The 26,394-nt window shown below is 61.8% G+C and carries 22 protein-coding genes; 17 read left to right on the top strand and 5 right to left on the bottom strand.

Annotation, left to right across the window (positions count from 1 at the left end):
* The first annotated feature begins 279 nt into the window (after nucleotides 1–279).
* From F1640_RS02645 to F1640_RS25065, 8 genes are all read left to right on the top strand, one after another.
* Nucleotides 280–1,881: a hypothetical protein gene (locus tag F1640_RS02645; protein WP_070158091.1), complete on the top strand. Its 1,602-nt coding sequence runs from the start codon at nucleotides 280–282 to the stop codon at nucleotides 1,879–1,881.
* A gap of 4 nt (nucleotides 1,882–1,885) precedes the next feature.
* A complete protein-coding gene (locus F1640_RS02640) occupies nucleotides 1,886–2,854 on the top strand; it encodes a M28 family peptidase (protein ID WP_070158092.1) in 969 nt (322 codons plus the stop codon).
* A gap of 110 nt (nucleotides 2,855–2,964) precedes the next feature.
* Nucleotides 2,965–4,098, top strand: a complete 1,134-nt coding sequence (locus F1640_RS02635) for a tyrosine-type recombinase/integrase (protein ID WP_070158093.1) — start codon at nucleotides 2,965–2,967, stop codon at nucleotides 4,096–4,098.
* Entirely contained in the window at nucleotides 4,088–5,896 is a 1,809-nt protein-coding gene (locus tag F1640_RS02630; RefSeq protein ID WP_070158094.1) for a hypothetical protein, read from the top strand. Before F1640_RS02635 ends, F1640_RS02630 begins: the two co-directional genes overlap by 11 nt.
* Nucleotides 5,893–7,734 (top strand): hypothetical protein, encoded by a 1,842-nt coding sequence (locus F1640_RS02625; protein ID WP_070158095.1) that lies wholly within the window; start codon nucleotides 5,893–5,895, stop codon nucleotides 7,732–7,734. Before F1640_RS02630 ends, F1640_RS02625 begins: the two co-directional genes overlap by 4 nt.
* Nucleotides 7,703–8,170: a hypothetical protein gene (locus F1640_RS02620; RefSeq protein WP_139139449.1), complete on the top strand. Its 468-nt coding sequence runs from the start codon at nucleotides 7,703–7,705 to the stop codon at nucleotides 8,168–8,170. The genes F1640_RS02625 and F1640_RS02620 overlap by 32 nt, the downstream gene beginning before the upstream one ends.
* Before the next feature lie 151 nt (nucleotides 8,171–8,321).
* Nucleotides 8,322–8,576: a hypothetical protein gene (locus F1640_RS02615; protein ID WP_194917582.1), complete on the top strand. Its 255-nt coding sequence runs from the start codon at nucleotides 8,322–8,324 to the stop codon at nucleotides 8,574–8,576.
* A 248-nt stretch (nucleotides 8,577–8,824) separates the two neighbouring features.
* Nucleotides 8,825–9,118: a hypothetical protein gene (locus F1640_RS25065; protein ID WP_255530179.1), complete on the top strand. Its 294-nt coding sequence runs from the start codon at nucleotides 8,825–8,827 to the stop codon at nucleotides 9,116–9,118.
* Nucleotides 9,119–9,270: 152 nt separating this feature from the next.
* On the opposite strand, the gene F1640_RS02605 is transcribed toward F1640_RS25065, so the two are convergent.
* Nucleotides 9,271–10,641 carry an IS1380 family transposase gene (locus F1640_RS02605; RefSeq protein WP_066763960.1) on the bottom strand — a complete coding sequence of 457 codons (1,371 nt, stop codon included), beginning with the start codon at nucleotides 10,639–10,641 and terminating at the stop codon, nucleotides 9,271–9,273.
* A gap of 157 nt (nucleotides 10,642–10,798) precedes the next feature.
* On the opposite strand from F1640_RS02605, the gene F1640_RS02600 reads away from it, so the two are divergent.
* On the top strand, nucleotides 10,799–11,779 hold the full coding sequence (locus F1640_RS02600; RefSeq protein WP_255530178.1) for a hypothetical protein: 981 nt from the start codon (nucleotides 10,799–10,801) through the stop codon (nucleotides 11,777–11,779).
* Here F1640_RS02600 and F1640_RS02595 read toward each other — a convergent pair.
* From F1640_RS02595 to F1640_RS02585, 3 genes are read right to left on the bottom strand one after another with little or no spacing between them, the layout of a single operon-like run.
* Nucleotides 11,769–12,785: a tyrosine-type recombinase/integrase gene (locus F1640_RS02595; protein ID WP_019053426.1), complete on the bottom strand. Its 1,017-nt coding sequence runs from the start codon at nucleotides 12,783–12,785 to the stop codon at nucleotides 11,769–11,771. The genes F1640_RS02600 and F1640_RS02595 overlap by 11 nt on opposite strands.
* A complete protein-coding gene (locus tag F1640_RS02590) occupies nucleotides 12,782–13,696 on the bottom strand; it encodes a tyrosine-type recombinase/integrase (RefSeq protein WP_019053427.1) in 915 nt (304 codons plus the stop codon). Before F1640_RS02590 ends, F1640_RS02595 begins: the two co-directional genes overlap by 4 nt.
* On the bottom strand, nucleotides 13,690–15,237 hold the full coding sequence (locus F1640_RS02585; RefSeq protein WP_194917580.1) for a tyrosine-type recombinase/integrase: 1,548 nt from the start codon (nucleotides 15,235–15,237) through the stop codon (nucleotides 13,690–13,692). The genes F1640_RS02590 and F1640_RS02585 overlap by 7 nt, the downstream gene beginning before the upstream one ends.
* Nucleotides 15,238–15,446: 209 nt before the next feature.
* On the opposite strand from F1640_RS02585, the gene F1640_RS02580 reads away from it, so the two are divergent.
* From F1640_RS02580 to F1640_RS02570, 3 genes are read left to right on the top strand one after another with little or no spacing between them, the layout of a single operon-like run.
* Complete coding sequence (locus tag F1640_RS02580) at nucleotides 15,447–17,138, top strand: strawberry notch C-terminal domain-containing protein (RefSeq protein ID WP_255530440.1); 1,692 nt, start codon at nucleotides 15,447–15,449, stop codon at nucleotides 17,136–17,138.
* A 53-nt stretch (nucleotides 17,139–17,191) separates the two neighbouring features.
* On the top strand, nucleotides 17,192–17,605 hold the full coding sequence (locus F1640_RS02575; protein ID WP_073977369.1) for an MbcA/ParS/Xre antitoxin family protein: 414 nt from the start codon (nucleotides 17,192–17,194) through the stop codon (nucleotides 17,603–17,605).
* Nucleotides 17,602–18,336, top strand: coding sequence for an RES family NAD+ phosphorylase (locus tag F1640_RS02570; protein WP_073977370.1), 735 nt, complete (start codon nucleotides 17,602–17,604; stop codon nucleotides 18,334–18,336). Before F1640_RS02575 ends, F1640_RS02570 begins: the two co-directional genes overlap by 4 nt.
* Nucleotides 18,337–18,401: 65 nt before the next feature.
* Here the strand turns inward: F1640_RS02570 and F1640_RS02565 are convergent, their stop codons facing one another.
* Complete coding sequence (locus F1640_RS02565) at nucleotides 18,402–18,914, bottom strand: DUF6933 domain-containing protein (protein WP_036527722.1); 513 nt, start codon at nucleotides 18,912–18,914, stop codon at nucleotides 18,402–18,404.
* Between the two features lie 298 nt (nucleotides 18,915–19,212).
* On the opposite strand from F1640_RS02565, the gene F1640_RS02560 reads away from it, so the two are divergent.
* The 5 genes from F1640_RS02560 to F1640_RS02540 all read left to right on the top strand — a co-directional run bounded on the left by F1640_RS02560 (nucleotide 19,213) and on the right by F1640_RS02540 (nucleotide 26,369).
* Complete coding sequence (locus F1640_RS02560) at nucleotides 19,213–20,310, top strand: ROK family transcriptional regulator (RefSeq protein ID WP_161601899.1); 1,098 nt, start codon at nucleotides 19,213–19,215, stop codon at nucleotides 20,308–20,310.
* 151 nt (nucleotides 20,311–20,461) lie between these two features.
* The gene (locus F1640_RS02555) at nucleotides 20,462–23,209 is read left to right on the top strand and encodes a TonB-dependent receptor (protein ID WP_081096415.1); all 2,748 of its coding nucleotides are present in this window, start codon (nucleotides 20,462–20,464) and stop codon (nucleotides 23,207–23,209) included.
* 14 nt (nucleotides 23,210–23,223) lie between these two features.
* Nucleotides 23,224–24,084 (top strand): glycerophosphodiester phosphodiesterase family protein, encoded by an 861-nt coding sequence (locus F1640_RS02550; protein WP_073977048.1) that lies wholly within the window; start codon nucleotides 23,224–23,226, stop codon nucleotides 24,082–24,084.
* Nucleotide 24,085: 1 nt separating this feature from the next.
* Entirely contained in the window at nucleotides 24,086–25,045 is a 960-nt protein-coding gene (locus tag F1640_RS02545) for a glycerophosphodiester phosphodiesterase family protein (RefSeq protein ID WP_081096414.1), read from the top strand.
* Nucleotides 25,046–25,070: 25 nt separating this feature from the next.
* Nucleotides 25,071–26,369, top strand: a complete 1,299-nt coding sequence (locus F1640_RS02540) for an MFS transporter (RefSeq protein ID WP_081096413.1) — start codon at nucleotides 25,071–25,073, stop codon at nucleotides 26,367–26,369.
* The last annotated feature ends 25 nt before the right edge of the window (nucleotides 26,370–26,394 follow it).

Here is a 26,394-nt window from a genome sequence, read left to right as displayed (position 1 = left end):
CAAGCAGCGCTTAGGTCCTCTCCGAGAGACTGTCTCCTTTGGTCGCGATGAGGGGCGGGCCGACCGCCGCGCTAACCCAAAGAGCTGGCGGTGGTCGGCCCGTCCCTCGCGTCGCGCAGCGACGCATGGAAGCCATCGCTTAGCCGCCTGAGGCGAACCGAGGGAGCGCCGCCGGCGTCTTAGTCAAGGTCGTACTGCCGCTCCCGCGCTGAACCACCCGCAATCTCAATCAATCAATCCAGCCCGCGCGACCGCGCGCGGCTGCGTGGAGTCACGCCCATGGCACAGTTCCAAATCCTGTATCCGCACTCGGCTACCGAGTGGCGGCCGATAACGATCGAGTTCTGCTTGGCGCCGACCGGTGACCAGCAATATCTCTGGCCATCGTTCGAAGATGCCGAGGCTGCTCGGCAACGACTGCTCCAACGCTCGCCCGAATCCCAACTTCGCATAGCGGTCGCCGGATCGTGTGCGGACGATATCGACTGGCAGGTCCGCGAGAAGCTGCGTTTTGCCGACGGCACTTACGCGCAGACCCCCTGGCACGACGAGCCCTGGTATCAGGCACGGCATGACGAGCATTTTTGCCACGTCTCCACCGAGCAGGCGGGGAAGATCGCGTTCACCGAAAACGCAGCGAAGGGGCAGATCGACCGCCAGCTGGTGATGTCGCCCGGTCGCTACCTCAATCGCTTCTTCTCCGACCATCTCGACAACAATGCGATCGAGGGTTGGTGCGCCAGGCTGTCGGTGCAGTTGGAGGAAGATACCCTCAAGATCACCCAGGACGCCGACGAAATCGAAGACGTCTATGTCGGCGGTCCCAGCAGCTGCATGGCCCATGAGGCGAGCGACTTCGAAAGTTCATGCCATCCTGTCCGGGTCTATGCCGGTCCGGACACGGCGCTCGCCTATATCGGTTCCCGCGAAGATGCGAAGGCCCGCAGCATCGTCTGGCCGAGCCGCAAGATCTACACGAGCATTTATGGCGACGTCTCGCGTCTGAGGCTGCTCCTCGAGAACGCCGGCTACACCGAGGGCGGTCTGAACGGCGCCCGCGTTCGGCGGATCGAGGATGATGACAACTTCGTCGTCCCGTATATCGATGCAGGCGACGACCTCGCCGACGATGGCAAATACCTCGTTGTCGGCCGCGGGAGCATCTCGTCCGAGAACACCAATGGGCTGGGTCATAGCCCTTGGTACTGTCCGCGCTGCGACGACGACACCAGGTCGCATGACGAGGTCTATTACGCCGACGGCTCATCTGAAGAGTGGTGCTACAGTTGCTATAACAACCATACGACCTTCTGCGACCACAACGAGCGTTCCTATAGCGACGTCGAGACCTTCGTCACCGTCTATGCCGACAATGCCTCGCATACTGTCCTTGAAGAGGATGCGGGGGATTTTGGCGCCGTCTATCTCGAAGATCGCTGCGAATGGTGGGTCAGCGGCTGCTGTCGCCAATGCGATGGTTCCGCCGAATGGTTCCACATAGAGGATCTCACCGAATATCACGGTGAATGGCTGTCGGAGGATCAGCTTCCCGAGCCGTTCGACGATGACGATGCCGCTCTCGCCAATGCCCATATCCTTGCTTACCGGCAGTTCCACGAAGAAATGGCGGCGATCCATGCGGAGGTTGCCAAATGGCAAGCCGCTGGAGAGCGAGCCCGAGAGGCGCGGCTGAAGCGCGAGCGGGACGAGGCAGAGCGGCGCCGCCTCGAAGAACTTCGGCACGATGTCCGTGAGCCGGGCGATGCTGCTTGTTCGCAAGGTGGTCTCGATCAGTCGCCTTGCACCCCCGAAAACTTCCTTCCCGCCATCGCGATGACGGCGCCGCACTTGGCGGCAGCCGCTTCCCTCGCAGGAGCCTGATCCCATGATCTACCATGATGTCGCGGGCCGCACCGGCCTGCTCGAAATCCTGTCGTGGGCCCGGCCTCATGACAGCGCGATCGAACGCGCCTTCTGCCGGGAGTATCTCGACCGGGTTCCCGGCATGACGGCCGACGCCTTCGGCAATCGGATGATCGCTATCGGCGACCAGCCTCACGTGATGTGGAGCTGCCACGTCGACACGGTGGCGGCGCGCGGCGGACAGCAGGACGTGGGCATCGACCAGCTCGGAATCGCGGGCTTGTGCAACGGCAAGGCCGGGATGTCGCTTGGCGCCGATGATGGTGCTGGTGTCTGGATCATGCTCAACATGATCGCGGCAGGCCGGCCCGGCCTTTACCTGTTCCATCGCGGCGAGGAGCAAGGCTGCCTCGGTTCCCGCTGGATCCAGCGCCATACGCCGGACCTGTTGAAGGATATCGATGCGGCCATCGCCTTCGACCGTGCCGGCTCGGGCGACGTCATCACGCATCAAAGCTACGGGCGGACATGCTCGGACGCTTTTGCGATTAGCCTGGCGTCCGCGCTCAACGGCCTGAACCCGGGCTTCCGCTACAGACCCGACGACACGGGCGTCTATACCGACACCAACGAATATGCGGGCCTTATACCCGAATGTACCAACCTGTCGGTGGGCTATCAGGGGCAGCACGGCCCCAGGGAAACGCTCGACGTCGATCATTGCGAGAAGTTGCTTGCCGCGATGCTACGCCTCGATGCTTCCTTGCTGGTGATCGAGCGCGATCCCTCGAAGCAGGAAGACGATCGGTGGGGCTGGCACGACCACTATTACGGCCATCGTGATGACTTTGCGGATGCGATTGCGGAATATCCGTTGCTGGCCGCGCAGATGCTGGAAGAATGCGGCCTCACGCTGGACGATTTTAGGATGGCCATCTGGGCCGAGGAAATGGGTGGCGACGCTGACTATCGCCCGCTCATGGCATCATGAGGCGCGCTAACTACCCTGAATAGTGATCTACGCATCGCACGCGCGACCTTATAGTGTCTTCATTCTGCTATAGTGGTTCTCGATCCTCATGAGCGGAGGAGACGCGCGCCATGGTCTCAATTATCCGCGCTGTCGCCGGCGTGCCGGGAATACCTCTCGGGTTCCCGATCCTGTTCGATGCCAGGATGGCGATCATCGAACCGGCCTTTGCGTGGCTGCTGGAGCACGCCTCGCTTCGCGGCTGCGCGCCAGATACGGTGCGAACTTACGCCGAACACATCTACGACTGGTTCGACACGCTCGAGCAGTCCGATCTTGACTGGCAATCGGTCGATGAAGGCGTCATCGGCGCATATCGCGACCGCATGATCGCAAACCCGAGTTCGCACACGGACAGGGCCTATGAGCGGGCGACGATCAATGCGCGCGTAATGAGCGTCTGCCGCTTCTATGAATGGGCGCTGGAGGAGGGGCTGATCGGCGAGCTTCCCTTCCGGCGGCGCGAGCGCGTCATCGTGACCTTCAAGGAAGAAGGGCATGGTCCTCGTCTTGCGGCGACCAATATGCTGACGCTGTCGCAGCCCGAGAAGCTGCCGCGACCGCTGCGTGCCGCCGAACTCGATCGGCTCTTCGCGCACCTTGGTCCTACGCCGCACCTTGCGGCCGAGTGGGCTCTTACAGCGGGGCTTCGTCGCAAGGAAATCTGCGGGATGACCCTCGACATGGTGCCCGACAGCCATCAGCTATCCGCCGAAGATCAGCCGCTCGTCGGCATCCCGCTGCGCATCACCAAGGGGGACCGCCCCCGCACGGTCTATCCGCCGATCCGCTTGATCGACCGCACCGACTGGTATGCGGGCGAGGACCGCGCGCGCGTTGTCCGCCGCGCCCGTGCCCGCGACCGGCGCTATCAGCCACCTGCCAATCTTCTCCTCACGACCCACGGGACGGCTCTATCGCCGAAACGGCTCACGGCGCTGTTCGCCAAAGGCTTCGCCGACGCCAAGCTCAAGGGCAGCTTCCACTGGCTGAGGCACACGTTCGCGATGGTGATGCTGGCGCGCCTTCAGCAGCAGGCGCGCGACAACCCCGATCTCAATCCGTTGAAGGTCCTGCAAGTGCTGATGGGTCATCGCTCGATCGCGACGACCGCCATTTATCTGCGGTGTGTCGAGGTCCACGAACGCGATCTCTCCGAGAGCCTTGCATGGCTTTACGGCGAACTCATTCCCGATGCCGAATAGCCGGAAACTCGATCGGCGTATCCGGCGCCCGACAGCGACATCCGATCCCGTCGCCTCGACAGAGATCGTCATCTTCCGCGATGCTCGCGATGGCAGCGTGCAGCGCTTCGACCCCGCCACGCTGTCTCTACCACCAGATATGGTGGGTCCGCTGATGGCCGCCTTCCGCCTGAACGATGCAGGGACAACGGTTCGCACGCGCCCGACCCGATGGCGTGCGCTGCGCCGCTTCGCCGGGTTCCTCGCGAGCGAGGGCGTGACCAGCGCCGCTCAGGTGAATGCCGGCACGATGAAGCGTTATCTGGCCTTCCTCGCCCGACCCGACGAGGCAGGAAAACGGCTCAAGCGGCCGACGATAGCCACGCAGTTGGCATTGATCCGTCCGCTACTCGAGCGTGCCGAGCAGGCTGATCCGCACCTCTTCGGTTCGCCTCTCGCGATCCCTTACAATCCGGTTCCCGGCAGTCGCCACCATGACTCCAAGGCGCGACTGTCGAAGGAGGATCTGCAGGCCATCCTCATGGCCTGTTACGAAGAGATCGATGCCGCATGGGCGACGTTCCAGCGGGGACAGGTGATTATCGCTGCGGCAGAGGCGCCTGCGCGTGCCGAACGCGGGGAGAGCCTGGACAGCGCGATCTGGCGGCTTCATCGCCTGACAGGAGGTCTTGCGCCGACCTGGAACCAGTTGAAGGAAGCTCGCGTGCCGCACAGCCGGCTTCTGCGCTGGGGCTGGCGCAGCGGCATCGCGGAGCATTATCACCTGACCACGCGAACGGTCGTTCCGTTCTATATCGCCCTGGCTATCCAGCTCGCCGCCAACCCGGACCCGCTTCGCGAGATCCGCCGCGACTGTCTTGTCGCTCACCCGATCGACGACAACCGGGTGCTGGTCGAGTGGCTAAAGCACAAGACCGCGCCCAATCCGAAGATGCAGCGCCGCTCGTTCGATGTTCGACGGCCGCGCTCCGCGCCGCGCCTCATTGAAATGCTGTTGGCGATGACGGCGCCCCTCGTGCTCCACGTTCCTGACCAGCATCGCGAACGTCTCTTCCTCGTATATTATCTGACGGGCGCACCACAAAGGCAGCATGGCAGTCCTGCCGGGCTGATCTCGTTCAGCACACTCCTCGGCCGTCTCGATCGGTTCATAAAGGGAGCTAACCGGAGGATCGCCAAATGGAATCTCGATCATCCCGATCGCCCTCGGCGATCCTTGCCTCGCTTCTCACCGGGCCAGTTGAGAGGGAGTGTCGCGACACAGCATTACCTGGCCTCGGGTGGCGATCTCCTGGCGACGGCCGCCATCCTCAATCATCGCGACCCGGTGACGACCGACGCCTATGTGGAAGGACCGGCAGCGCGTCGGCTTGAGCGCGAGACCATTGTCCGCCTCCAGCGGATGATGGTCGCCTGGGTCATGACGCCGGAACCGGAAGAAGGTGATACGTCGCTGCCCGGTCCAGGCGCCGTGACGGCCTTGTTCGGGCACCGCTGCATGATGCCGGTCGAGAGCGATGGCGCGGGCGGCAAGCGTGTCTGTCGGCACCTGGGTGGTTGTCTTACATGTCCTGGCCTGATCGTTCCGCTCGATATCGACCATTGCGCGCGCGTTGTTCAGGCTCACCGCCATTTACTGGCATCCCGGGATCGGATCGATGCCGAGAGGTGGAATATCTTCTACGCCCCGAGCCTGCGCGTTCTTGAGCAGGATCTGCTGCCTGCGTTCCCGGCAAAACTGCACAAGGATGCCGAACAGCTCGCCGACAGCCTTCCCGCATTACCGGATATCGAATGAACATCGTTCCACAGATCGCGGCAACGCCCGGCCTTCCGGTCCGCGTATCCCCGGAATCGGACTTTGCCGACGATCAGTGGCAACTCGCCCGTGATGTGCCGGGCCATCGGGATCATGCCTTCAGGATCGACTGGTCGTTCAGGATGCCGGACGGTAGCCGGTTCAACGAGGATAAATGGCGTCGACTACGACAGCCGGCCAAGCAGCTCATCTGGTCGCTGCATGCCGATCCACCTGACGGCCGCAAAGCGGTCGCGCTCCATACTCTTGCCCGCTATGCAGATTATCTGCGTGTCGTCCTTCAGTGGATGGTGGCAAACCGGGTTGAAAGCTGGGCCGGGCTTGACCGCCGGGCAATCGAGCGCTTGTTCTACGACTTCGGCGAACGCGGGCTCTCCTATAGCACCGTACGCAACTACCACAGGATCATCAGAGCCTTCTATGAGCAGCGCTTCAAGCTGGCGGAAGCTCCGCCGCAACCGTTGCCAATGCTCACACGCCTCGGCACCTGGCACGACGGGACGAAGAAGCCGCATACGCCGGATGCGGTCGCGGTCCCGCTGATATCTGCTGCGCTCCATCTGATCGGCGAGCCCGCTGACCAGATCATCGAAATGCGCGAAGCGGCGCAGGCAATCTATGATGAAGCCAAGCAGCAGGGGGGCACGTATGACGCACAAACATACCGAGCCTCGGCTTATCTCCGATCGCAGCCGCCCATAGAGATGTGTCCAGGCCGGCCCGAGACACTGACCCACAGGCCCATCGACGGGCTGAACGATCGTATCCTTAGGCTCTATGACGCCTGCTTCATCGTCATCGCATATCTGGTGGGTGCCCGAGCATCGGAGATCCTCGCCCTCGAAACAGGCTGCATCGAGTGGCATGAGGGGGACGACGGTGAGGCCTATGCCTATCTGACAGGGGCCATCCGCAAAGGCGCGCCGGGTCCCGAGGGGCTTGCGCACCGATGGGTGGTTCCCGATCCTGTCGTCCGAGCCATCGCTGTCCTTGATCAGCTATCCGCGCTCTGGCGGGCAATCCATGGTGGGCGGCAACTGTGGCTGGTGCAGGAGAAACCCGGCACCGCATTGCGAGCATCGGCCTTGCCTATCCACACGGTCAGCATCGCTGCCGTGAATATGCGGTTGAACAAGAGCTTCATCCCGATGCTAGATCTGCCGGAACATGAAGGCGAGCGCTGGCGTGTGACCTCGCATCAAGGGCGCAAGACGTTCGCGCGGTTCGTCGGCCGCCGCGATCGTACGGCGCTGGCGGCGCTCAGCAAACACCTTGGTCACATCACCCGCGCCATGACGGACCGCAGCTACGTCGGCACCGACTTCGATCTGGCGGAGCTGATCGATGACCAGGTCATGGCCGATACGCGCACGGCGCTTGAGGATCTTCTGGTCGCCCCCCGGCTCGCGGGAAAGGCCGGCAAGATGCTCGCGGAGCGCTCCCCGTTCCGCGGTCGCACTCAGGGTGGCGACCTTGACGCCTACATTACGCAACTTCTGGCCGAAACCGATATGCGCCTTGGCGTCTGCGACTGGGGTTACTGCCTCTATCGGCGAGAAACCTCGGCGTGCCTTGGGTCCGAGCGCGAACCCAATCCCGTGCTTCGCACCCAGAGCGTCTGTGTCACCTGCGCCAACTTCGTCATCACCGAAAAGCATCGGCCGATATGGGCGGGACGGTTGAGCAGGAACCTTGCCCTTCTCGAAAGGAGCGACCTCGACCTGGAGAGCCGAACGCTGGCGATGTCGCGCGCCGACGAGTGCAAACGCCTCCTTGCGATGCTCGATGAAACGGACCTTGCCGATGGGGGAGGTTGAAGCCCCGACACCGCAGCAGCGTCGCCACGCTCGGACAAAGGCCAAGCTGCGCGCTGCCCTCGAGGCGCTATCCTCCAGCACATCTTCGGCGCCCATCACCGCCGCTGCGGTCGCACGCGAAGCCGGCGTCGGGCGCAATGTTCTCTACGTCGGCCATACCGACATACTCGAAGACATCCGCGCGATATCTGCCGCGCGCACCGCCGTTCGCGAAAAGCGGGAGGATGCCGCTCGCACGGATGCCATGAAGATCCGCGATCTTGAAAGCCAGCTCGCATCCTTGGCGACCGAAAATGCAGGTCTGCTTCGACGCGCCCGCGAGGCGGAGAGCCGGTTGGAGCGCGCGGAAAAACAGAACGCCGGGTTGCTTCGGCAGCTCGTGGACGCACGGCGTCCGGTTCGCTTGCGGCCTGAAGACCCCGACAACCCGGCCTGATCCCACTTGGCCCATCACGGCCCCCGCTTCCCGGTGGCCAGAGGGAGAGTGCTGCCGGTCATCAACGAGGCTGCTGCGGCCAGAGAGAGAAGCCCCTCCGAGCAGAGCGCGGCCTAATAATGCGCCCTCTTAGCCCGGACAGGGAATCCTTGTGATTTATCAATCTATTACCGCAAATGATACACCTCGCGATGAGACAGAACAGCGCTTCTTCGCGCAGCTGCTTTTATCGATGAAGCTCCCAAGCCTGCTGCCCGCGATCGATACGACGATTGCCGAAGGGCAGGCCGTGGTCGTGCAACTGGTCTCGACGGCAGAAGCCATGCTCGACCGTCGACTTGCGGACCTATCGAACGAGGAACGCGAAGCTCTGGAGATCGACCTGTCCCCGCGGGAATATGTGTAATGTTGAGCTCAACATTACACGTATTCTTTGCAGTCGCAGTTTATGTCGAGCGTGGCGGCGGGAGGCGCAGGTTTTCTTCGGTTTTCCATGATTTCACTCCAGATAATTGCCTGAAAAGGTTGAATGCTGGGGCCGTTAGGATTGTCGGCACCGCTGGAATGGTGCAGGTTGTAGAGAATCCCGGAGGCAGTCGTTCGTCGCTTTCAATCGAGGTCCCAATGCAAGGCTGTCCGCCATGGAGATCTGCCATGCCGAGCAAACTGCCCAAGCGCTCCATTACCGTTTTTCTCGCAGGGATTTTTCTGGGCTTGCCCGGCGTCGCGGGCGCAGTGACATTGACGTCATTGAAGGGCATGGATCTCGAAGGAAGCTATGGCTCGTATGCGCCGCGTGGCGATTGCTCTCGAGGGGCGAGCCTTGAGATCAACGAAACCGGTTTTACTTTCAAAGCGTCTGGTCAGACTGTAAAAAGCACCCGGTTTGAGTACGCGGCTTCGTTTCTTGGCCCGACCTATGAAGGCATTAGCCCGGCTTATTCATGAGCCCGCTGCACTGGGGCGTGCCGGGTTTGATGTGTCGGTGGCCGCGTGATCCGGGCGCGCGGTTTCGGCGGCGTTTTTCGCCGCAGCAAAACCGATGGCTTTTCGAGGTTGATGGGCGATGGCTCGGGCTTTGTGCGGCACAGCCGCGCTGGCTATGTCGGCGCTGGCCGGAGACTGGTGGCGATGGCTTTGAACACGCCGGCGTCGGGGCATGCTGACGCGAAGGCGACACGGATGCGCGAGGCGGTCTCGATGACGCGGGCGGCGACCTTGAGCAGCCGCAGGCGCAGCGTTGCGAACTCGGCAGTGGCCAGAGAGGTGGCCTTGGGGATGGCCTGCTGGACGCGCCACATCAGCCAGTAGGCGGCGGTATGCAGGATGAGGCGCATCTGGTTGGCATTGGCCGAGCGGCACGAGGTGCGATCGCTGGCCAACTGGGTCTTGTGGCGCTTGATCAGGTTTTCGGCTTGGCCGCGCGCGCAATAGAGCGTGTCGTAAATGTGCTCGGGCGAGCCTTCTGTCAGCGAGGTGACGACATAGCGGATGTCCATGCCCAGCGTGCTGGCCTCAATCCGGGCGACGACGCGGCGTTGGCTCTTCCAGCTTTTGGCGCCGTAGCGGGTCTCGACATAGTTGCGCAGGACCGGATGTTGGGCCTGGGCCCGCTTGACCGCGCAGGCATCGGCGACGGCAACGATGGCCGGATCGGCCCGCAGCGCGGCGTTGGTCGGCAAGCCGAACACGTAATCGACCCCGGCCGCCTCGCAGAACGCCATGATCTCGGGACGGGCGTAGTGCCCATCGCCGCGGATGGTGATGTGGGTATCGGGCCAGTGCTGGCGGATATGACGCACCAGGCGCCGGATGTGGCCGGCACCTTCGGCACCCGACGGCGTCTTGCCAGTGCGCAGCAGCATCGCCACCGGCCGCCCGCTCGCGGTATCGTACACATGGATCGGCAGGAAGCAGCGCTCACCGTGATGTCCGTTCCAGAACGAGAGCTGCTGATAGCCGTGCACGACATCACACGTGTCATCGATATCCAGCGTCACCGCCGCCGGTGGGGCCGGATAGCTGGCACAGTAAACGCCGATCATCGCGACCATCATCCGGGCCAGTTCACGCGTGGTCGGTGCATTCTCCCAGCGGCTCATCGTCGGTTGGCTGGCCAGCCCCGCGCCCGATCCCGGCAACTTGCCCAGCGCCAGGCGGAAGCCCGGATCGTCGCGCAGGGCATCGAGATCATCGGCGTCCTCATAGCCACACGTGATCGCGAACACACGGGCACGCAGAATGTCATCGAGGCGATGGATCACCCGCGTCGGGTCACGCGGATCGGCGATGCACGCAGCAAGCTGCCGGCAGATCCCCATCGCGCGCTCGGCCTGCGCCAGCAGCAGAACGCCGCCGTCAGAGGTCAGCCGGCCACCGTCGAACGCGGTTGTGACCTTCTTGCCGCCAACCGCTGGAAACGAAAATCCCGGTGCGCTATCATCGCTCCCGGCGGGTGTGGTCCGTGGCATAAATTGCCTCGCTGAAGGACTGGTCTAGACACCCATTTTCCTACTGCAAAGCAATCGCTTACGCCACTCCCGCCAACCCTCTCACCCGCCGCGGTGAATAAGACAGGTTAGCGCGGTCTTTTTTCCTTTTCCTGTCAATGCCAACGATTTCGGACGCGTGATCTTGACGGTCAATGACGACGAAAAGCGAGGCGTAGTCCGCCTTGAAGCAGACGTCGCGCCTGGACAGCGCCTGGATCCGTTCAAGTCAGCGCTCGTGTCGCAATCCCCACTGCTCTTGTGCAAGGGGTCTGGGCCGGCATCTGCTGCTTCAAAAGCACCTCTGCAAGCAAGGCCAGTCTTGGGAAAACCGACGCCGCTAGCCTGGACCAATCTTGCGAGTTCCATAGGAAAATTCCAAAGTGATTCCGATCCCAACGGAATAGATCTTTTGACAAGTGGTCCGATAGCTGACGCGATACGTTCGCGTTTGGGCCGCAAAATAGACCTGCTGGCCAGCAATCTTTCGGCGATATCCGGTCTCCAACGACAAGGATCTCTCTATTGGGTTACGGGAAATACGCCGCATCAAGGCGGTGTAGAGCAAGCCTATGTTTTGCTTGATGCAAATCGCCGTGCTGTTCAAATTGGCCTTTGGGAAAAGGGAAAGTTGACGGTCTATGCGCCTCAAGGAGGCCGCTTGCCCGTGCCCCAGGACATTGCTCGCCTGCTTATGGACAGCCCACCTGAGGACGCAGTGCCGCTGCCTGGGACTGCTTGGGAGGTCGTGCCGGTCCAAGGACGCGCCCCAATGGCCTATGTCGATGTAGCTGCTTCGCCAAACATCAAGTCGTTTAGCCTGTTTTGTGAAGGCAACCGCCCCATGATGGCCATGCTCCTTAACAAGCCCGCGACGGTGCCGCGCGTTACGGTTACATGGAATTTTGCTGGTCGATTAATTGACATTCCGACCGGCCGCGCGAACGCTCAGAGCACGTTTTGGCAGGCCAACCTCACTGGTTCCCAACTCATTCCGATGCTTCTCCGTCAAAACGGTTCGGTTATGCTACGCATCAACGGCCGCCTCGAAGGCGAAGCTTTGTTGGCGGGAGCGCCACTGGCGCTTCGAACTGCGATGCGGACCTGTGTCAAATTTTGACATGACCTCCTGCACGTATTTCCTGAAGCATTGATAGTAGATCGTCGCTTTGCGGCTTGAAGCGCCCGGGCCTGATGGCGGGTGCGCCGTGAGCCGCGAGGATTTGCAGTTTCTCTTCGGGATCGGCGCGCAAATAGGTCTCGGTGCTCTGGATGCTGGCGTGGCCGAGCCACAATGCAACCTTGCGAATGTCCCCGGTCGCCGCGAGCGTGTGCATCGCACAGGAATGCCGCAGCACGTGCGGCGTAACCCGCTTGCCAAGGATCGACGGCTGCTTCGTTGCCGCGGTCTTGACGTGCTCGGCCAAACGGAACGCAAATCCGTCGCGGGTCATGGGCTGCCCGTTGGCATTGAGGAATATCTCGGCAGCTTGCGCGTCGGGCCGTATCGCAAGCCACGCGCGCAATACGAACTGGGTCTCTTTCCAGAGCGGCAGGACCCGTTCACGCCGACCCTTGCCCATGATGTGCACGGTGGACAGGGAGCGGTCCGGGAAATCGCGCAGCTGCAGCGTTACGAGTTCCGACACTCTCAGCCCGCCGGCATAGGCCAGATGCAGCATCGCGCGATCGCGGGTGCCAAGGCGTGTCCGGGGATCCGGGGCATCGAGCAAAGCCTTGATCTCGGCCCGGTCGAGGTAGTCGATCAGCGCCTTGTCGGTCTTCTTGGTCGGGATCGATCTGACGCGGAGGGCCAGATCCAGGCAGGCCGGAATCCGATACTCGATGTAGCGGAAGAAGGACCGGATCGCGGCGAGCCTGCCATTGCGGGTCCGCACACAGCTGCCGCGCCCGGTCTCGACATGGTCCAGGAAAGCCATGATCATGTCGGGGCCGAGATCCTCGATCTCAAGATCGGTCGGCCGACGCTTCAGCCGATCGGCAGCGAACTGAACGAGGAGGACGAAGCAGTTCGCATAAGTCTTCACTGTGTGCGGGCTGACAGCACGTTCGCGTGGCAGATGCTCACGCAGGTATGCCGAGAGATGCGGAGCGAGCGCCGTCATGCCGCCTCTCCCCGGTAAAGCTGCTCGCTCGCAGCCGCAATGTCGCGCAGCAGCACCGGAGTGGCCTCGAGATACCAGTACGTGTTGGCGACCGACGCGTGTCCCAGATAGACACTGAGACCGGCCATGTGGTGAGCGATGGCCTCCCTGTCAGGTGGGCAGGACTCAAGGGAACGGACAGCGAAGGTGTGCCGCAGATCGTGGAGTCGCATGCCCGCCGTACCGGTTGGTCCACGATATCCGAGCTGCCGGGCCAATCTGACGAACACGACGTGGGCGCGCACCTTGTGCGGTGCCCGTCCCCGGATAGTGACGAACAGGTCGTTGCCCCTGGCCGCGTGCTTCTCGCGGAGGGCGAGATAGGCTTCGAGTGCTTGGCGCGTCGATGGCTGCAAGGCAATCAGCCGCTGCTTGCCAAACTTGCCGTTGCGGACGATCAGGCCATCCTCGACCAGATCTTTGCATTGTAATGCGAGGGCCTCGGAAATCCGGAGACCTGTCGCCGCCAGCAGCCCGAACAGGTAATGGTACGTGTGTGGGCTGATCGTGCCTTGGGGTGGAACGTCCAATGCAGCAGTCATGATCGCCCGCACCTGGTCCGGCTCAATGATGGTCGGCGTCGGGCGTGGCCGCTTGCCCCGACCGAAGACGCCGGCAGGCGGAACTTCGTGGCCTGAATCTTCGGCGTGAGCGAAAAGGCTGAAGTTACGTGCGGTGTCGAACCTCCGGCGGGCCACATATTGTGAGCTCGACGTATGGCACCAGTCGTAGATGCGCTGGACCTGAGTGTGCCGATCGCCGAAACCCCCGGCGTAGGCGGCGTACAGGCGCAGCATGCGTTCCTGTTCAGAGAACTTCAGCCCGAGGCTGCGATGCAGCGCCACGTATCTGGAAATGTGGATGTTCAGCATGACTGTTCTCCCGGCCAGGGCTGCGCGATCTTCATGAGCATCGGCAGATCGACCTTGGCGTAGATGGCAGTGGTCTCGGGCGAGCTGTGACGCAGGATGGTCCCGACGGACTCCAGGCCTGCGCCCGCGCGCAGCAGGTTGGTGGCAAGCGAATGCCGGAATATGTGCGACCCGGTCGGCACTCCTTCGATCCCACCGCGGTCGCGCGTACGAGCGACGATGCCCGCTATCTCAGCGGACGAGCGGAATGGCCGAAACGGTGCTTGTGCACGCAGGAACAGATGCTCTTCGGCGGCCTTCGGGCGGGCTGCCGCAAGATATGCCAGGATCGCGTCGCCAACATCCTGCGGCAATGGCAGGCGGTCCGGGCGACGCGTCTTGCCCTTGACCGTCAGGTGGCCGGATCGCCAGTCGATGTCGTCGAGACGCATGTTCTGAATATCGGCAGCCCGCAGGCCGAGCCTGGCGAGCAGGAGAATGATGGCCTTGTCCCGGACTTCCACCGGACGATCTGTCGGACAGGCCGCAATGATCCTCTCGATCGTTGCCGGGTCGACGTGGCGCGGCAGCGTCGAAAGGCGGTAGCGCTGTACTGATGGAACTGCATGCAACAATGCCGGCCGGCACTCGCCACGCACGACCAGAAACCGGATGCAGCTCCTCATTATCGTGACGAGCAGCGATGCCGACCCCGGCGTCTCCTTGCTTCGTCGTTGGAATGCGCTCCTGAGTCCGGCGGCATCCCATTGCGAAGGCTCGCCCAGCATTGGCATGAGCCGTCTGATATCGGTCCGGTAGCGCCGGATCGTCTCGTCCGTGGCGCCGCCGTGTTGCTTGAGCCATGCCAAGTAAGCCGACATGTGCGGGTCATCGTCCGCCACCGGTTCAACCGATGGGATGGCGCCCCGGCCTCGCAGGAACTCGACGAAGTGCCGTGCGCATCGCCGCCGCCGCTTGGTGCCCGTTGCGACCAGCTTGCCCCGCTTGCGCCAGACCGGGCATCGGCAATCATGCGCTGCATAGTGGTCGATGATCGTGTCATCGATATCGATCCGTTGGCGCCGCGCCATGCGAAGCCAGGCCACGAAATGCTCGGCCTCGGACCGATAGGCCTGTGCCGGTCCCTCGGCAAGTTGCAGGCGATCGATCGCATCGGAATAGTCGGCGAGGTGCCGTGGCAGATCGTCGATCCCGTCGTCGACTTCGACGTAGCCTTGATCTTCCAGGAAGCGGACGAAGCGTCTGACTCGCGCTGCAATGTCCGCCTTATATACTGGCTGCTGCGCCGAATACCGGTGACACCGGCACCGATGCTTCTCGAACCGCCGGACAGCCCGATCGTCAATCGTGCGGATGGCGATCCTATGCAGGCCCAGCCAATGCAGGAAATGGCGGACCGCCGCGCCATACAGAACCGCACAGCCTGACTTCTCGTCGAGCGACAGAGAGGAGAGGAATGTGGTGAGAAGGGTGCCGTGACTGGGCGGGTCTTCGACCCGGAGCGGGGCCGCTCGAAACGGCAATGATGATCTTGATCGCATGTTGGTTCCTTCGACTTGTTGAGGTCGAAGGAACTGTAATTATCTGGAGTGAATTCATGGAAAACCGAAGGAAACCTGCGCCTCCCGCCGCCACGCTCGACATAAACTGCGACTGCAAAGAATATGTGATCGACTATCTCGCCAAGAGCTTTCCTGTTCGCCTGATGGCGGTGTTTACCGACGAAAACGGCAATCCGCGGTCCGAGCCCATGAGCGATGAGCAAGGCGCACCGGTGCTGTGCCGCTCGGCGCTTGTGGCGCGCGACCGGATGATTGAGCAGCTTTGCGCCTTGCCGCCGATCGCCACAGCACTCGATGCCATCATCGAACGCTTCGGCGTCGACCAGGTGGCGGAGGTGACCGGCCGGTCGCGCCGGCTTATCATCGGCCGCGATGGTCGTCAGAAGCTGCAATCCCGGTCGCCGCGTGCCAACGTGGCTGAAACGCAGGCATTCATGGACGGCGCCAAGCGGATCCTGGTGTTTTCCGACGCCGGGGGAACGGGGCGCAGCTATCATGCCGATCTGGCGGCGAAGAACCAGGCCCGCCGCGTCCACTTTCTGCTCGAGCCGGGCTGGCGGGCCGACGCCGCAATCCAGGGGCTTGGCCGGACCAATCGCACCAACCAGGCATCGGCCCCGCTGTTCAGGCCGGTGACCACCGACGTGCGCGGCGAGCGCCGCTTCATCTCGACGATCGCGCGCCGATTGGACAGTCTTGGCGCTCTGACGCGCGGGCAGCGCCAGACCGGCGGCCAGAACCTGTTTGATCCGGCCGACAATCTCGAAAGCATCTACGCGAAGGAGGCGCTCCATCGCTGGTTCGGGCTGTTGTTCACCGGCAAGCTTGAAGCGGTCAGTCTCGGGCGTTTTCAGGAACTGACGGGTATCCGGATCGAAGGGCCTGACGGTTCAATGGTAGATGACCTGCCTTCGATCCAGCGGTGGCTCAATCGCATCCTTGCGCTTCCCATCGCCCTGCAGAATGCGATCTTCGATGAGTTCATGGGATTGGTCGAGGCGCGCATCGGTGCCGCCCGGCAGGCCGGCACACTCGATCTCGGCCTTGAGACCATCGCGGTCGAGGACTTCACGGTCCTGTCCGACACGCTGCTGCGCACCGATCCGGCCTCTGGCGCAACCACCCATCTGCTGGAACTGGAAATTGCCAGAGCCTTGAAGCCGTTCACGCTCAAGCAGCTCGAGGAGCTTCATGGCATTGCTGGGCAGCGGCAGCGGCCTGTGCGGAATGCCCGTTCAGAACGGGTCGCATTGCTGGTGCCTGCTCGCAGCATTCTTGCCGATGACGGCACGCGCGTGACCCGCTTCGAATTGCTGCGCCCGCTCAAGCGCAGTCACATCACCGAGGATCAATTGGCCGAGAGCAGCTGGGAGGATATTGCCATCGACGCCTTCCGCGATGCCTGGTCAACCGAGGTCGCGGAGGCGCAAACCAGCCACAGGCGCGAGCACCTCTATCTTGCGACGGGCCTCCTGTTGCCGGTCTGGGACAAGCTTCCTTCGGATTTCGTGAGGGTGAGCCGCATCTTGGCGGCGGATGGTCGTTCGCTGCTAGGCCGTGAAGTTCCCGTCCATTGCGTGCCCGAACTGTGCCGGGCGCTGGGTCTCGAACGGGAACAGACGCTTTCCGCCGACGACATTGTCCAGACCGTCCTGGCGACGGGCCGCGCCATGGAATTCGCGGGCCGCGAGAAGCTCGTGGTCAAACGCAGCCTGGTCAACGGCTCACAGCGAATTGAGCTGAACGGTTGGAGCGTAGCCCGTCTCGACTGGTACAAGGCCCAAGGCTGCTTTACCGAGATCATCCGCTACCAGACACGGCTCTTCGTGCCGATCGATGGCGCAGCGAGCGTGATTGCGAAACTGGCATCATCGGCGTAGCCACTTGCCAAATGGCATTATTCAGAATATATGATGCCATATGGAGAAATGCCATGCTGGCTCTGCAACCCGTTGATACTGCCGTTACCGCCTTCCGGCCCGATCCGATTACCCAGGACGAGGCATCTGCCATGTTCCGGGCAGTCCTCAATCTGTTTGGCAAATGGGAACTGACCGACGAGCAGGCGGCAACCCTGCTCGACATGCCGGTGCGCTCCTATCGCCGATGGAAGGCGGAAGGTCCCGGGCGCATTTCGCGTGATGGGCGTGCTCGTCTGTCCAACCTTATGGGCATCCATAAGGCGCTTCGGATCATCTTCTCGGAAGCGGCCCGTGGTTATGGATGGATCAGGGCGAACAACGACGTGTTCGGTGGCGGCAGTGCTCTTGACGTGATGCTTGGAGGCGAACTCACCGACATCATGCGGGTGCGTCGCTATCTTGACGCCGAGCGCGGTGGCTGGTGAGCGAAGCGGCAGATATCCCAGTTTCTCGAGTTGAGTGGAAGGGCGCTGTCAGGATCATCCGCAGTGCCTTTCCGCCGATCGACCTGTTCGAAGACATCGCTGATCCTGCCGACTGGCCGCTACTGATCTCGGCAGAGCAGAAGACCAATCCCCGCATCATGGCGACGATTGGCAATCTCGACCTCGTACCTGTCGATCGCCGCGTCGGCGGTAACGGGGCCTCCTACCTCATGGCGCCATTCACCCATGTCAGCACCGACCGGCCAAGCCGGTTTACCGATGGCAGCTACGGCGTGCTCTATGTTGGGGACCGGTTCGAGACCGCGCTGTTCGAGACGATCCACCACCATGCCCGCTTCATGGCACGGACTAGGCAAGCACCTGGCTGGACTTCGCAGTTCCGGGAAATCGTCATGTCCGTCGATGCAGAACTGCATGATCTTCGTCCTCTGGCAGGCGAGCCGGTTCAGGCGCTCGATTCCGACGCCTATGCCGCATCTCAAGCGCTCGCGCGGCACCTCCAGAGCGCGGGATCGGACGGAATTGTCTACCCGAGCATCCGGCATCCAGATGGAGAATGCGTCGCGCTCTTCTACCCTGACTGCGCGTCAATCCCCCTTCAGGGACGGCACCTCGACTATCATTGGGATGGCGCGCGCGTTGACCTCGTCCGTGATGCTGGAACAGGGGCTGTTTTCCGGATCGTCGATCTGCCGCCCGATCCTGTCTGACCGCATGGGCTGGGTTTCCGTCCGAGTGCTGTAGGATCTCCGATCGCAGTTGACGGCCAGCAGGCTCATGCCTGCACACCAGCCTTTACGAGTTCGTGAAGGGCTTTGTCCGGCGAAATCGGGCCCGTGTACAGCGGACTACATGGTGTCTCTGCTAGCTTGGCGGAAATCGCCAGGAGGTCGTCATCGTCGCCCCTTTCATAGGCATAAGCGGCCAGCCAGAACTCGGCTTGTCGAACGAACTCATTGAGGATGCCCACGACGCTCCGGTTCGCAGTTTTTGCGTACTGGACCTTGTCCATCCGCCAGACTTCCTGGGCAATGAATTCGGACGGCACTCCGTGCTCTCTCAAGACGAGCGCGAGTTGGCCAGGGAATCTTCGAGCAAGCGTGGCCGCTGGGGCCAGCGGCATAAGAACGGGAAGCAGCGTACGCTCAGAAACCAGCAAAGCGACTTGCGGTTTCCAGAATAGCACCGTGGCATACCAATTGCCCAGGGCGGTGTCGCTTTGTCCGGGCTCAGCGATCTCGGGTTTGATCCGATCTAGCAGTTTCTTGGTGCAGTGGAGGTGGAACATGGCGGCTTAGGATAGTGTTCGGCGTCCAGCGCGTCCACCGAAGCTGCCGGCCTCGCCGCTAAAATGGCAAGGACCGACCAACTCTTGCCGTTCGGATGCCGATGCAGGAAGGTCAGCTTACGCCGGAACAGGTCATTCCAGTTGGCCCCGACCAGCAGCTCTGGCAATTAGCTCTTCTGAATGATGGTGTTGGTACGAGGGCCGGACGATCGGCCTTTGCAGCGTCCGACAATCATTTGGCATCGATTAACGTAATATGCAAAGGGCACGGGACGGAATGCGGGACGAAACCGGAGATATGATGCAGGGTCTGGAAACATCCGGTGACCGATTGGTAATGAGCCTCATTCAACGTCATATAGGTGCAACACGCGCTGAATTGACGAAAGCATCATCCTTCACGCAACAATCAGTGTCGCGTATCATCGACCGCCTTGCAAAACGCGACCTCATCAGGATCGGCGAGATTGTCCGCAACGGTCGGGGCCAGCCCAGCCCGATCATCAACCTCAATCCGGATGCCGCATTCTCGCTTGGCTTGTCGATCATGGCGGATGGTGTGAAGCTGGTCGCCATAAACCTGTGCGGTGAGGTGATCTGCGAGAGCGCGATCGGCGTTGAGTCTCCAAGTCCTTGCGATGTGCTGGAAATGGCCAGCAGCTTCATTGCCAGTTTGGCTGAACAAGGGCATGCGCTGACTGCGCTGGCCGGGTTGGGAATCGGGATTACGGGCTATTTCGTCGTTGACGGCAGTCAGGTCAATCCGCCCGCCCTGGATGATTGGGCATTCGTCGAAATAGGCCGCGTGTTCAAGGATGCGCTCGGTATCCCTGTGTGGGTGGAAAATGATGGTACGGCCGCCGCAGTGGGAGAATCCTTGCTCGGCTATGGTCGTGAAGTCGATGACTTTGCCTATTTGCACTTTGCTGCCGGCTTCGGCGGAGGTCTGATCCGCAATGGGGGAGCGGTTCGCGGCGTCAGCGGCAACGCCGGTGAATTCGGTGGCATGCTGCCGCCCGATTATGTCTCCCCATCGCTGGGCAAATTGATGCAGATCGTCAAGGCCGAGGCGGGAATATCCTATCCGACCTTGCAGGCGTTTCTGGACGCTTTCGATCCATCATGGGCTGGGGTCTCGACCTGGCTCCAGGAAGCGGAACGCTCGCTCACCCTGATCGTCAACGGCATCGGGTCTGCGGTGGACCCGGGCATGATTATCCTTGGCGGACGACTACCAGAAGTGTTGGCCAGCGCGTTGATCGAGCGGTTGCACTTCTATCCCGCAGAACGGCGAGGCTTTCGCCGTCCATCTCCACCGCTTCGGTTCGCCGCATCCCCGTGCGATCCAGTCGCTGTCGGGGCAGCGATGCTCCCGTTCCAAGCTGTATTTTTTTGACATCACTGCTTCAATACTGCGGCTTGATTCGGCTCGCAATGCTAAGGAGCGCCCGCGCCAAACAATGGTAGGCCTTCATCTCTATATAAAATATTGTTTGATTTCATTATATTAAAATAGAGTTTTTCTTTATCACACCAAATGTGTGGAAATGTCATATATTCTACACTTTGGGTGTGGATATGCCGCTGCCAACAGGACAAAGATGCAGGGGCTTCTCCAGATGAAACAGGGATCAAACAGGCGAAACTATTGGGCTGCGGGCCTGATCGCCATCGCTACGGCTTCGGCTGCACAGGCTCAGGTCACACCTCAGCCGGGTGAGACCGGATTGCCGGATAATGTGGAGGCGAAGGGGAATGACGGCGATATCGTCGTCACGGGCGAACGCTATGTGAATCGTGCCGCCATTCAGGCCAAACGCGCCAATCCGCGGATCGCGGACGTCGTGTCCGCGTCCGAGGTCGGCTCGCTGCCCGATTTCGGTTTCGGCGAAGCCATGCGGCGCATCCCCGGCATCTCTCTGGTTCAGAACAATCAGCGGGGCGAAGATCAGTTCGTCGGCATTCGAGGGCTTAACTCGGCCTATACGCTCGTCGTCCGTGATGGTATTGCCCTGCCTTCGACCGAGGTGGGACGCCGCAGCGTGTCGCTTGACGTGCTGCCCTCCACCATTGCCAGCCAGATCACGGTTACCAAATCGTTGACACCCGACATGGACGGCAATGCCATCGGTGGCCAGATCAACTATCGCACGCCCAGCGCCTTCGATCATGATCGCCTGTTCGGTTCGATCCGGGTGGATTATGGCGATTATCAAAATGGTCGCCGTTACAGCAACCGCACGCCGTCCGGCAAAATCGATGCATTGCTAACCACCCGCTTCGGCAATGAAGACCAGTTCGGCCTGGTCGTCGGGGGCAGTTATTTCCGCCGAGACTCTTCGTCGACGGATCCGACCGCTGCCTCCTACGGCTATTATGATGCCGCTGGCGCGCGCCTCGCGCTCAATTCGCCCAGCATCGCCAGCGCCAATGCCGGACCGTTGCGGCGCGACTATTATGTCTACGACAATCTGCGCGACCGCCTCGGCTTGTTCGGGAAGCTGGAATTCAACAACCACAACGGCATTGCCGCCACCATCTCGGCAGCTCAGTTCACGCACAAGAATGACGAGGACCGCAACGACAATGTCCTGGCGGCATCGGGCAATCTTACGAATGTGACAGCAACGAGCGGCACGGCCCAGTCCGGCACCGGCACGGTGCAATATGACAGATATTTCCAGCGACGCCAGATCCGCTATGTCACCGGCACGCTCGATCTCCAGCCGACCGAGCGCGACGAGATCAATTTTCGCGCCAGTTATGGCGTGGGAAGGTTCAGCAGCGCCAATGTGGAAAGCATCTACACAGGCGGCAGCGCCTCGAGCCTGTTCGGCTATGACTATAGCTACAACCAATCGGATTTTCCGATATTGGCGCCGCGCAATGCTGCCGCGACCGACCCGTCCCGCTATCGGCAGACGCTTTACGGCTATGGCCTGAATCGCAACATTGAAAAGGCGACGACCGTGGGCCTGGACTACGGACATAATATGTCCGCGCAGGACCAGGGGCTGGGCTTCAAGGCGGGCACCCAATTCCGGCTGCTTGACCGGAATTACGATCACACCGAAAGCTATTATCAGCCGGTCTCCACGGCGCTTGCGCCGCTATTGAGCACGCAGATCCGCGGCAACAGCTTCTCGCCCTTTATCGATCCGGCCTATACGATGATGCTGGTCGATCAGAACGCTGCGGAAGCCTATTTTCAGGCCAACAAGGGGAATTACGCCCTGCTCGCTGCCACGGCGGACAACAATATCAGCGGTAATTACGGCGTGAAGGAGAACGTCTATTCCGGTTATTTCATGACGACATGGCGGGGCGACCGGCTGCGCATGACCGCCGGCTTGCGCTATGAACTGACCGATTTCAAAAGTTCATCCTATACGCGATCGGCTTACACCACACCCGCGCAATATGCTCTGGCCCAGCGCAGCAGCAGCTATGGCAATCTGCTGCCGTCGTTCAACGCCAGCTATGACGTTACCGGCAATGTGAAGCTCAGGGCGGCCTATGCACGCGCCATCGGGCGTCCCAATTATGATGACCTCGCTACGCCCGCTACGATCACCCGCACGCCGATGGGCTTGTCGGTCGCCAGGGGCAATGCCGATCTCAAGGCCCGTCTGGCCGACAATTATGATCTTTCGTTCGAATGGTATTTCGCCAGCGACAGCATCTTCTCGGCCGCGCTGTTTCGAAAGGATATCGCCAATGAAATCTTCCGGTCTGTGTCGGAAGATACGCTCGACATCGGCGGCGTTCCCACCCTTGTTACCGTGAGCCAGGCGCGTAACCTCGACAAGGCGCGTGTGGAAGGACTGGAACTGGGCCTCGTGGTGTCGAGCCTCGGCTCGCTGTCTTCGCCGCTCAGGGGGCTGGGTTTCTCGACCAACGTCACGCTGCTCAAGACCAATCCCACCAGCATTCTCATGAACAACGGCACCTATCGCCAGCTTAATTCCCTGCTGGAGCAGGCCGATACCGTGTTCAACGCCAGCCTGTTCTACAGCATTGGCCGGTTCAGCGCGAAGGCGGCCTATAACTACACCGGCCGTCAGCTTGCGGTGGTCGGCACGGACTTTGCCGCCAACGACCGTTATCTAGGCGCTGCGAACATCGTGGACCTCCAGGCTTCCTATCGCGTGAGGAAGAATCTCACATTCATGGTCACCGCGAAGAATGTCGGAAACGATCGTCCCACACGCTATTTCGGCCCCGGCGGTGCCGTGACCCGCGATGTGATCGACAATGGCCGGTCATTCTTCGCCGGCGCATCCTACAAATTCTGACGAAAGCACAAGATATGCGCAAATCCCTTTTCGCGGTATCCGTCATTGCCGCCGCCCTGTCGATCGGCCAGCCCGCGCTGGCCCATCGCTCGGATGACATCTGGACAGCACTGATGGCTCCGCCCGGCGCCCGATCCTTCGTTGTCGCGCACCGCGGCGCCCATGTAGAGGTGCCGGAAAACTCGGCCGCCGCCATTCGCCGCGCGATTGAACTTGGCGTCGACATTGTCGAGATTGATGTCCGCTTTACCCGGGACAATGTCGCCATTCTGATGCATGATCCGAAGATTGACCGGACGACGAACGGCCACGGCGAAGTGGAAAGCATGACGTTCGCGGAAATCGAACGGTTGCGCCTGCTCGGTCCCGATGGCAAGCCGACGGCCTATCGGGTGCCGACGCTGAAATCCGTGCTGCGGATCGCGCGGGACAAGATCGTGGTCGATCTTCACCTCAAGGTCGATCGCGCTCCTGAGGTGGCGGCGATTCTGCGGCAGGCGGGCATCCGCCATGCCCTTTTCTATGCCGACGATGCGCCGTGGCTTGATAATATGCAGGCGCAATGGCGTGGCGGCGAAACAGTGCGGCTGGCCCAGTCTCGCGAAGAACTGGATTATTATCTGAAGCAGGCCAGCCCGCATTTCGTTCACCTGACACCGGCCTATCTTTCGCGCGAGTTGATTGAAGGGCTGGATCGGCGTGGGGTGAGAGGCATGGTCAACGTCATTGGCGGTCCCGATCGCGCGGCGGCGGCGGATCGCGGTGCAAGCTATGATGCTTTCATCAACAGCGGAGTCAGCATCATCCAGACCGACCGGCCAAAAGACCTTATCGAGCGCATGACCGAACTTGGCCGTCACAGGATGATCCGTTAATATGACTGGACCGATCGCCACCACTTCCCGCCGGCTATGGGCCATTGCCCTTGTCACATCGCTCTGCATCGGGACGGGCGCGGCAGACCGCGCGCTTGCGCAAAGTCCCCGGCAACGGCTGGCGAACGCTGAAAGCGGCGCCATGGTAGTTGCCCATCGCGGCTGCCATCGCTCAGGCGTGAAGCATGGATTGCCGGGCGCGCCGGAAAATTCTCTGCTTGCGCTCGACCATTGCATCGCCATGGGAATCGACGTCATGGAAACCGATGTCCGTCGCACCCGCGACGGCTATCTCGTCATCATGCACGATGCGACGGTCGACCGGACCACGGACGGCACCGGCAAGGTCGCTGACATGACGCTTGCCGAGATCAGGCGATTGCACCTGCGCGACGGCATGGGCGGCGCGGCTGCGGCGGTGACCGCCCAGCAGGTGCCGACCCTTGCCGACATGTTGTCCCATGGACAGGGCCGCATCCTGTTCAACCTGGATATACAGGAAGCGATCTATGGCGAAGCGATCGACGAAGCTTTGCGCCTGGGCGCGGCGAACGATGCCATCCTGAAAACGAGGGCCGGGTCAGGCTCCCCGCCGCTGGCGGCCATCTCCCCTTATGATCGCGTGCCGTTCATGCCCATATTGTCGAAAGTCAGCGGAACTCCGTCCGAGATGGTGGCGCTCGCCCGGCAACAGCTTGCGGGCGGCCGCCGTCCCGTTGCCTTCGGCACGCCCCGGCTCGACGGCGTTTCCCTTGCGGCGCTGCGAAACGAGGCACGCAAGGCGGGCGTAAGGCTCTGGACGAACACGTTGGGCGATGGCGATGCCCAAGCCATGAGCGATCCGGACCGCATCTGGGGCCGCCTGCTCAGCGATGGTTTCTCGATGATCCAGACCGACGCACCGGAAATGCTCAAGGAATTTATCGCGCGCCAGCATTCAGGCGAGGCGTCACATCGCTGACGCATATCGGCGCTAGCGAGCCCGCGTGCGCCGGAATTTGAAAGTTTTGCATCGGGAAGCGCTTACCGAAAGCCAGGCGGCGCTGTGGCCCTATGGCGTGGCGCATTTCGGAAAGAGCCTTTTCTGGTATTCAAGCGAGCTGGTCTTCGCCTTCTTCCTGACCGAGCGCGCAGGGCTGCCCGCCGCATGGATGGGGGGCCTGCTGGCCGGTGGACTGGTGCTGAGCGCGCTGATCGACCTCGCCATCGGCTGGAAATTGCGCGGCGCCTCGTTCACACTTGCCCGCGCCTGCCGGTTGCAGTTCATCGGGGCTTGCGCGAGCGCGGCGGTGATAACGCCTCTCTTCGCCGCGGATCTGCTGCCCGAGGCATGGCGGCTGATCTGGGCGGTGCTGCTCGCGACCCTCTTTCGTATTGCCTATGCGCTCTATGACATTCCACAGAACGCCACGCTGGGTCTCGCCACGCGCAATGCCAGGGAGCGCGCGCGGCTGGCTGCATTGCGGCTGTCCTGTAGTGGTATGGCCTCCATCGCGGTCGCCACCGCGCTCGCCTGGCTGGTCAGCGGCGGGAGTCAGAACGGAAGCGGCCGTTTTGCGCTAGTGACGCTGGGGATGTCCGTGGTCGCCATCGGCTCGGCCTGGTATCTGACGCGACTGCGGCCACGTCCTGGCGCCGACTGCGCGGTTCCCGCCGCATCGTCCGCTTCGGGCACCGGCATCGGCCTGATCCCGCTGCTCCTGCTGATGTTTCTGGTATCGATAGCGACATCGGTGTTCGGCAAGCTCGAACCCTATTATGTCGCCTATCGCTGGCAGGGCCAGGGAGGGACGATCATCATCGCCGTCTCAGTCGGCCTTACCGTGGCGCAGCCATTCTGGCTGATCGCATTGCGTCGGATGGGCCACCTCCGTACGCTCTGCGTGGCGTTCGTCCTTCTGGGCGCCGGGGCGATCGCCTTCACGCTTGCCGAGACCGCCGGCTATTATGCGCAGGCGGCCTTCGCATTCCTGTTCGGCGCGGCCAATGGAGGCATTGCCACGCTTTTGTGGGCGAGCTTCGCGGATCGGGTTTCCGCCGAGCGTCCGACCGCGCCCGCCTCCGCATTTGCGCTGTTGACGGCGATTTCGAAATTCGGGCTGGCGGTCGCCAGCTTGACGGTCGCGGCGTGGCTTTTTCTGGTGGACTATCGCGTTGACGGCACGGGGCTTGTCCTCGCCATGGCGGGCATTCCAGCGGCCGCCGTGGCAATGTGCCTGGCCGTCATGGTCCTGTCGACCCCGATCCGAAGCGGCGGACGGCTCGGCATTATGCCGCGGATCTGATCGGTGACAACGTTCAATGTCTCCG

Origin of the sequence: Novosphingobium sp. NBM11 (genome assembly GCF_015390225.1) — a bacterium.
Lineage (GTDB): Bacteria > Pseudomonadota > Alphaproteobacteria > Sphingomonadales > Sphingomonadaceae > Novosphingobium.
This window is presented reverse-complemented; position numbering and strand designations above follow the sequence as displayed.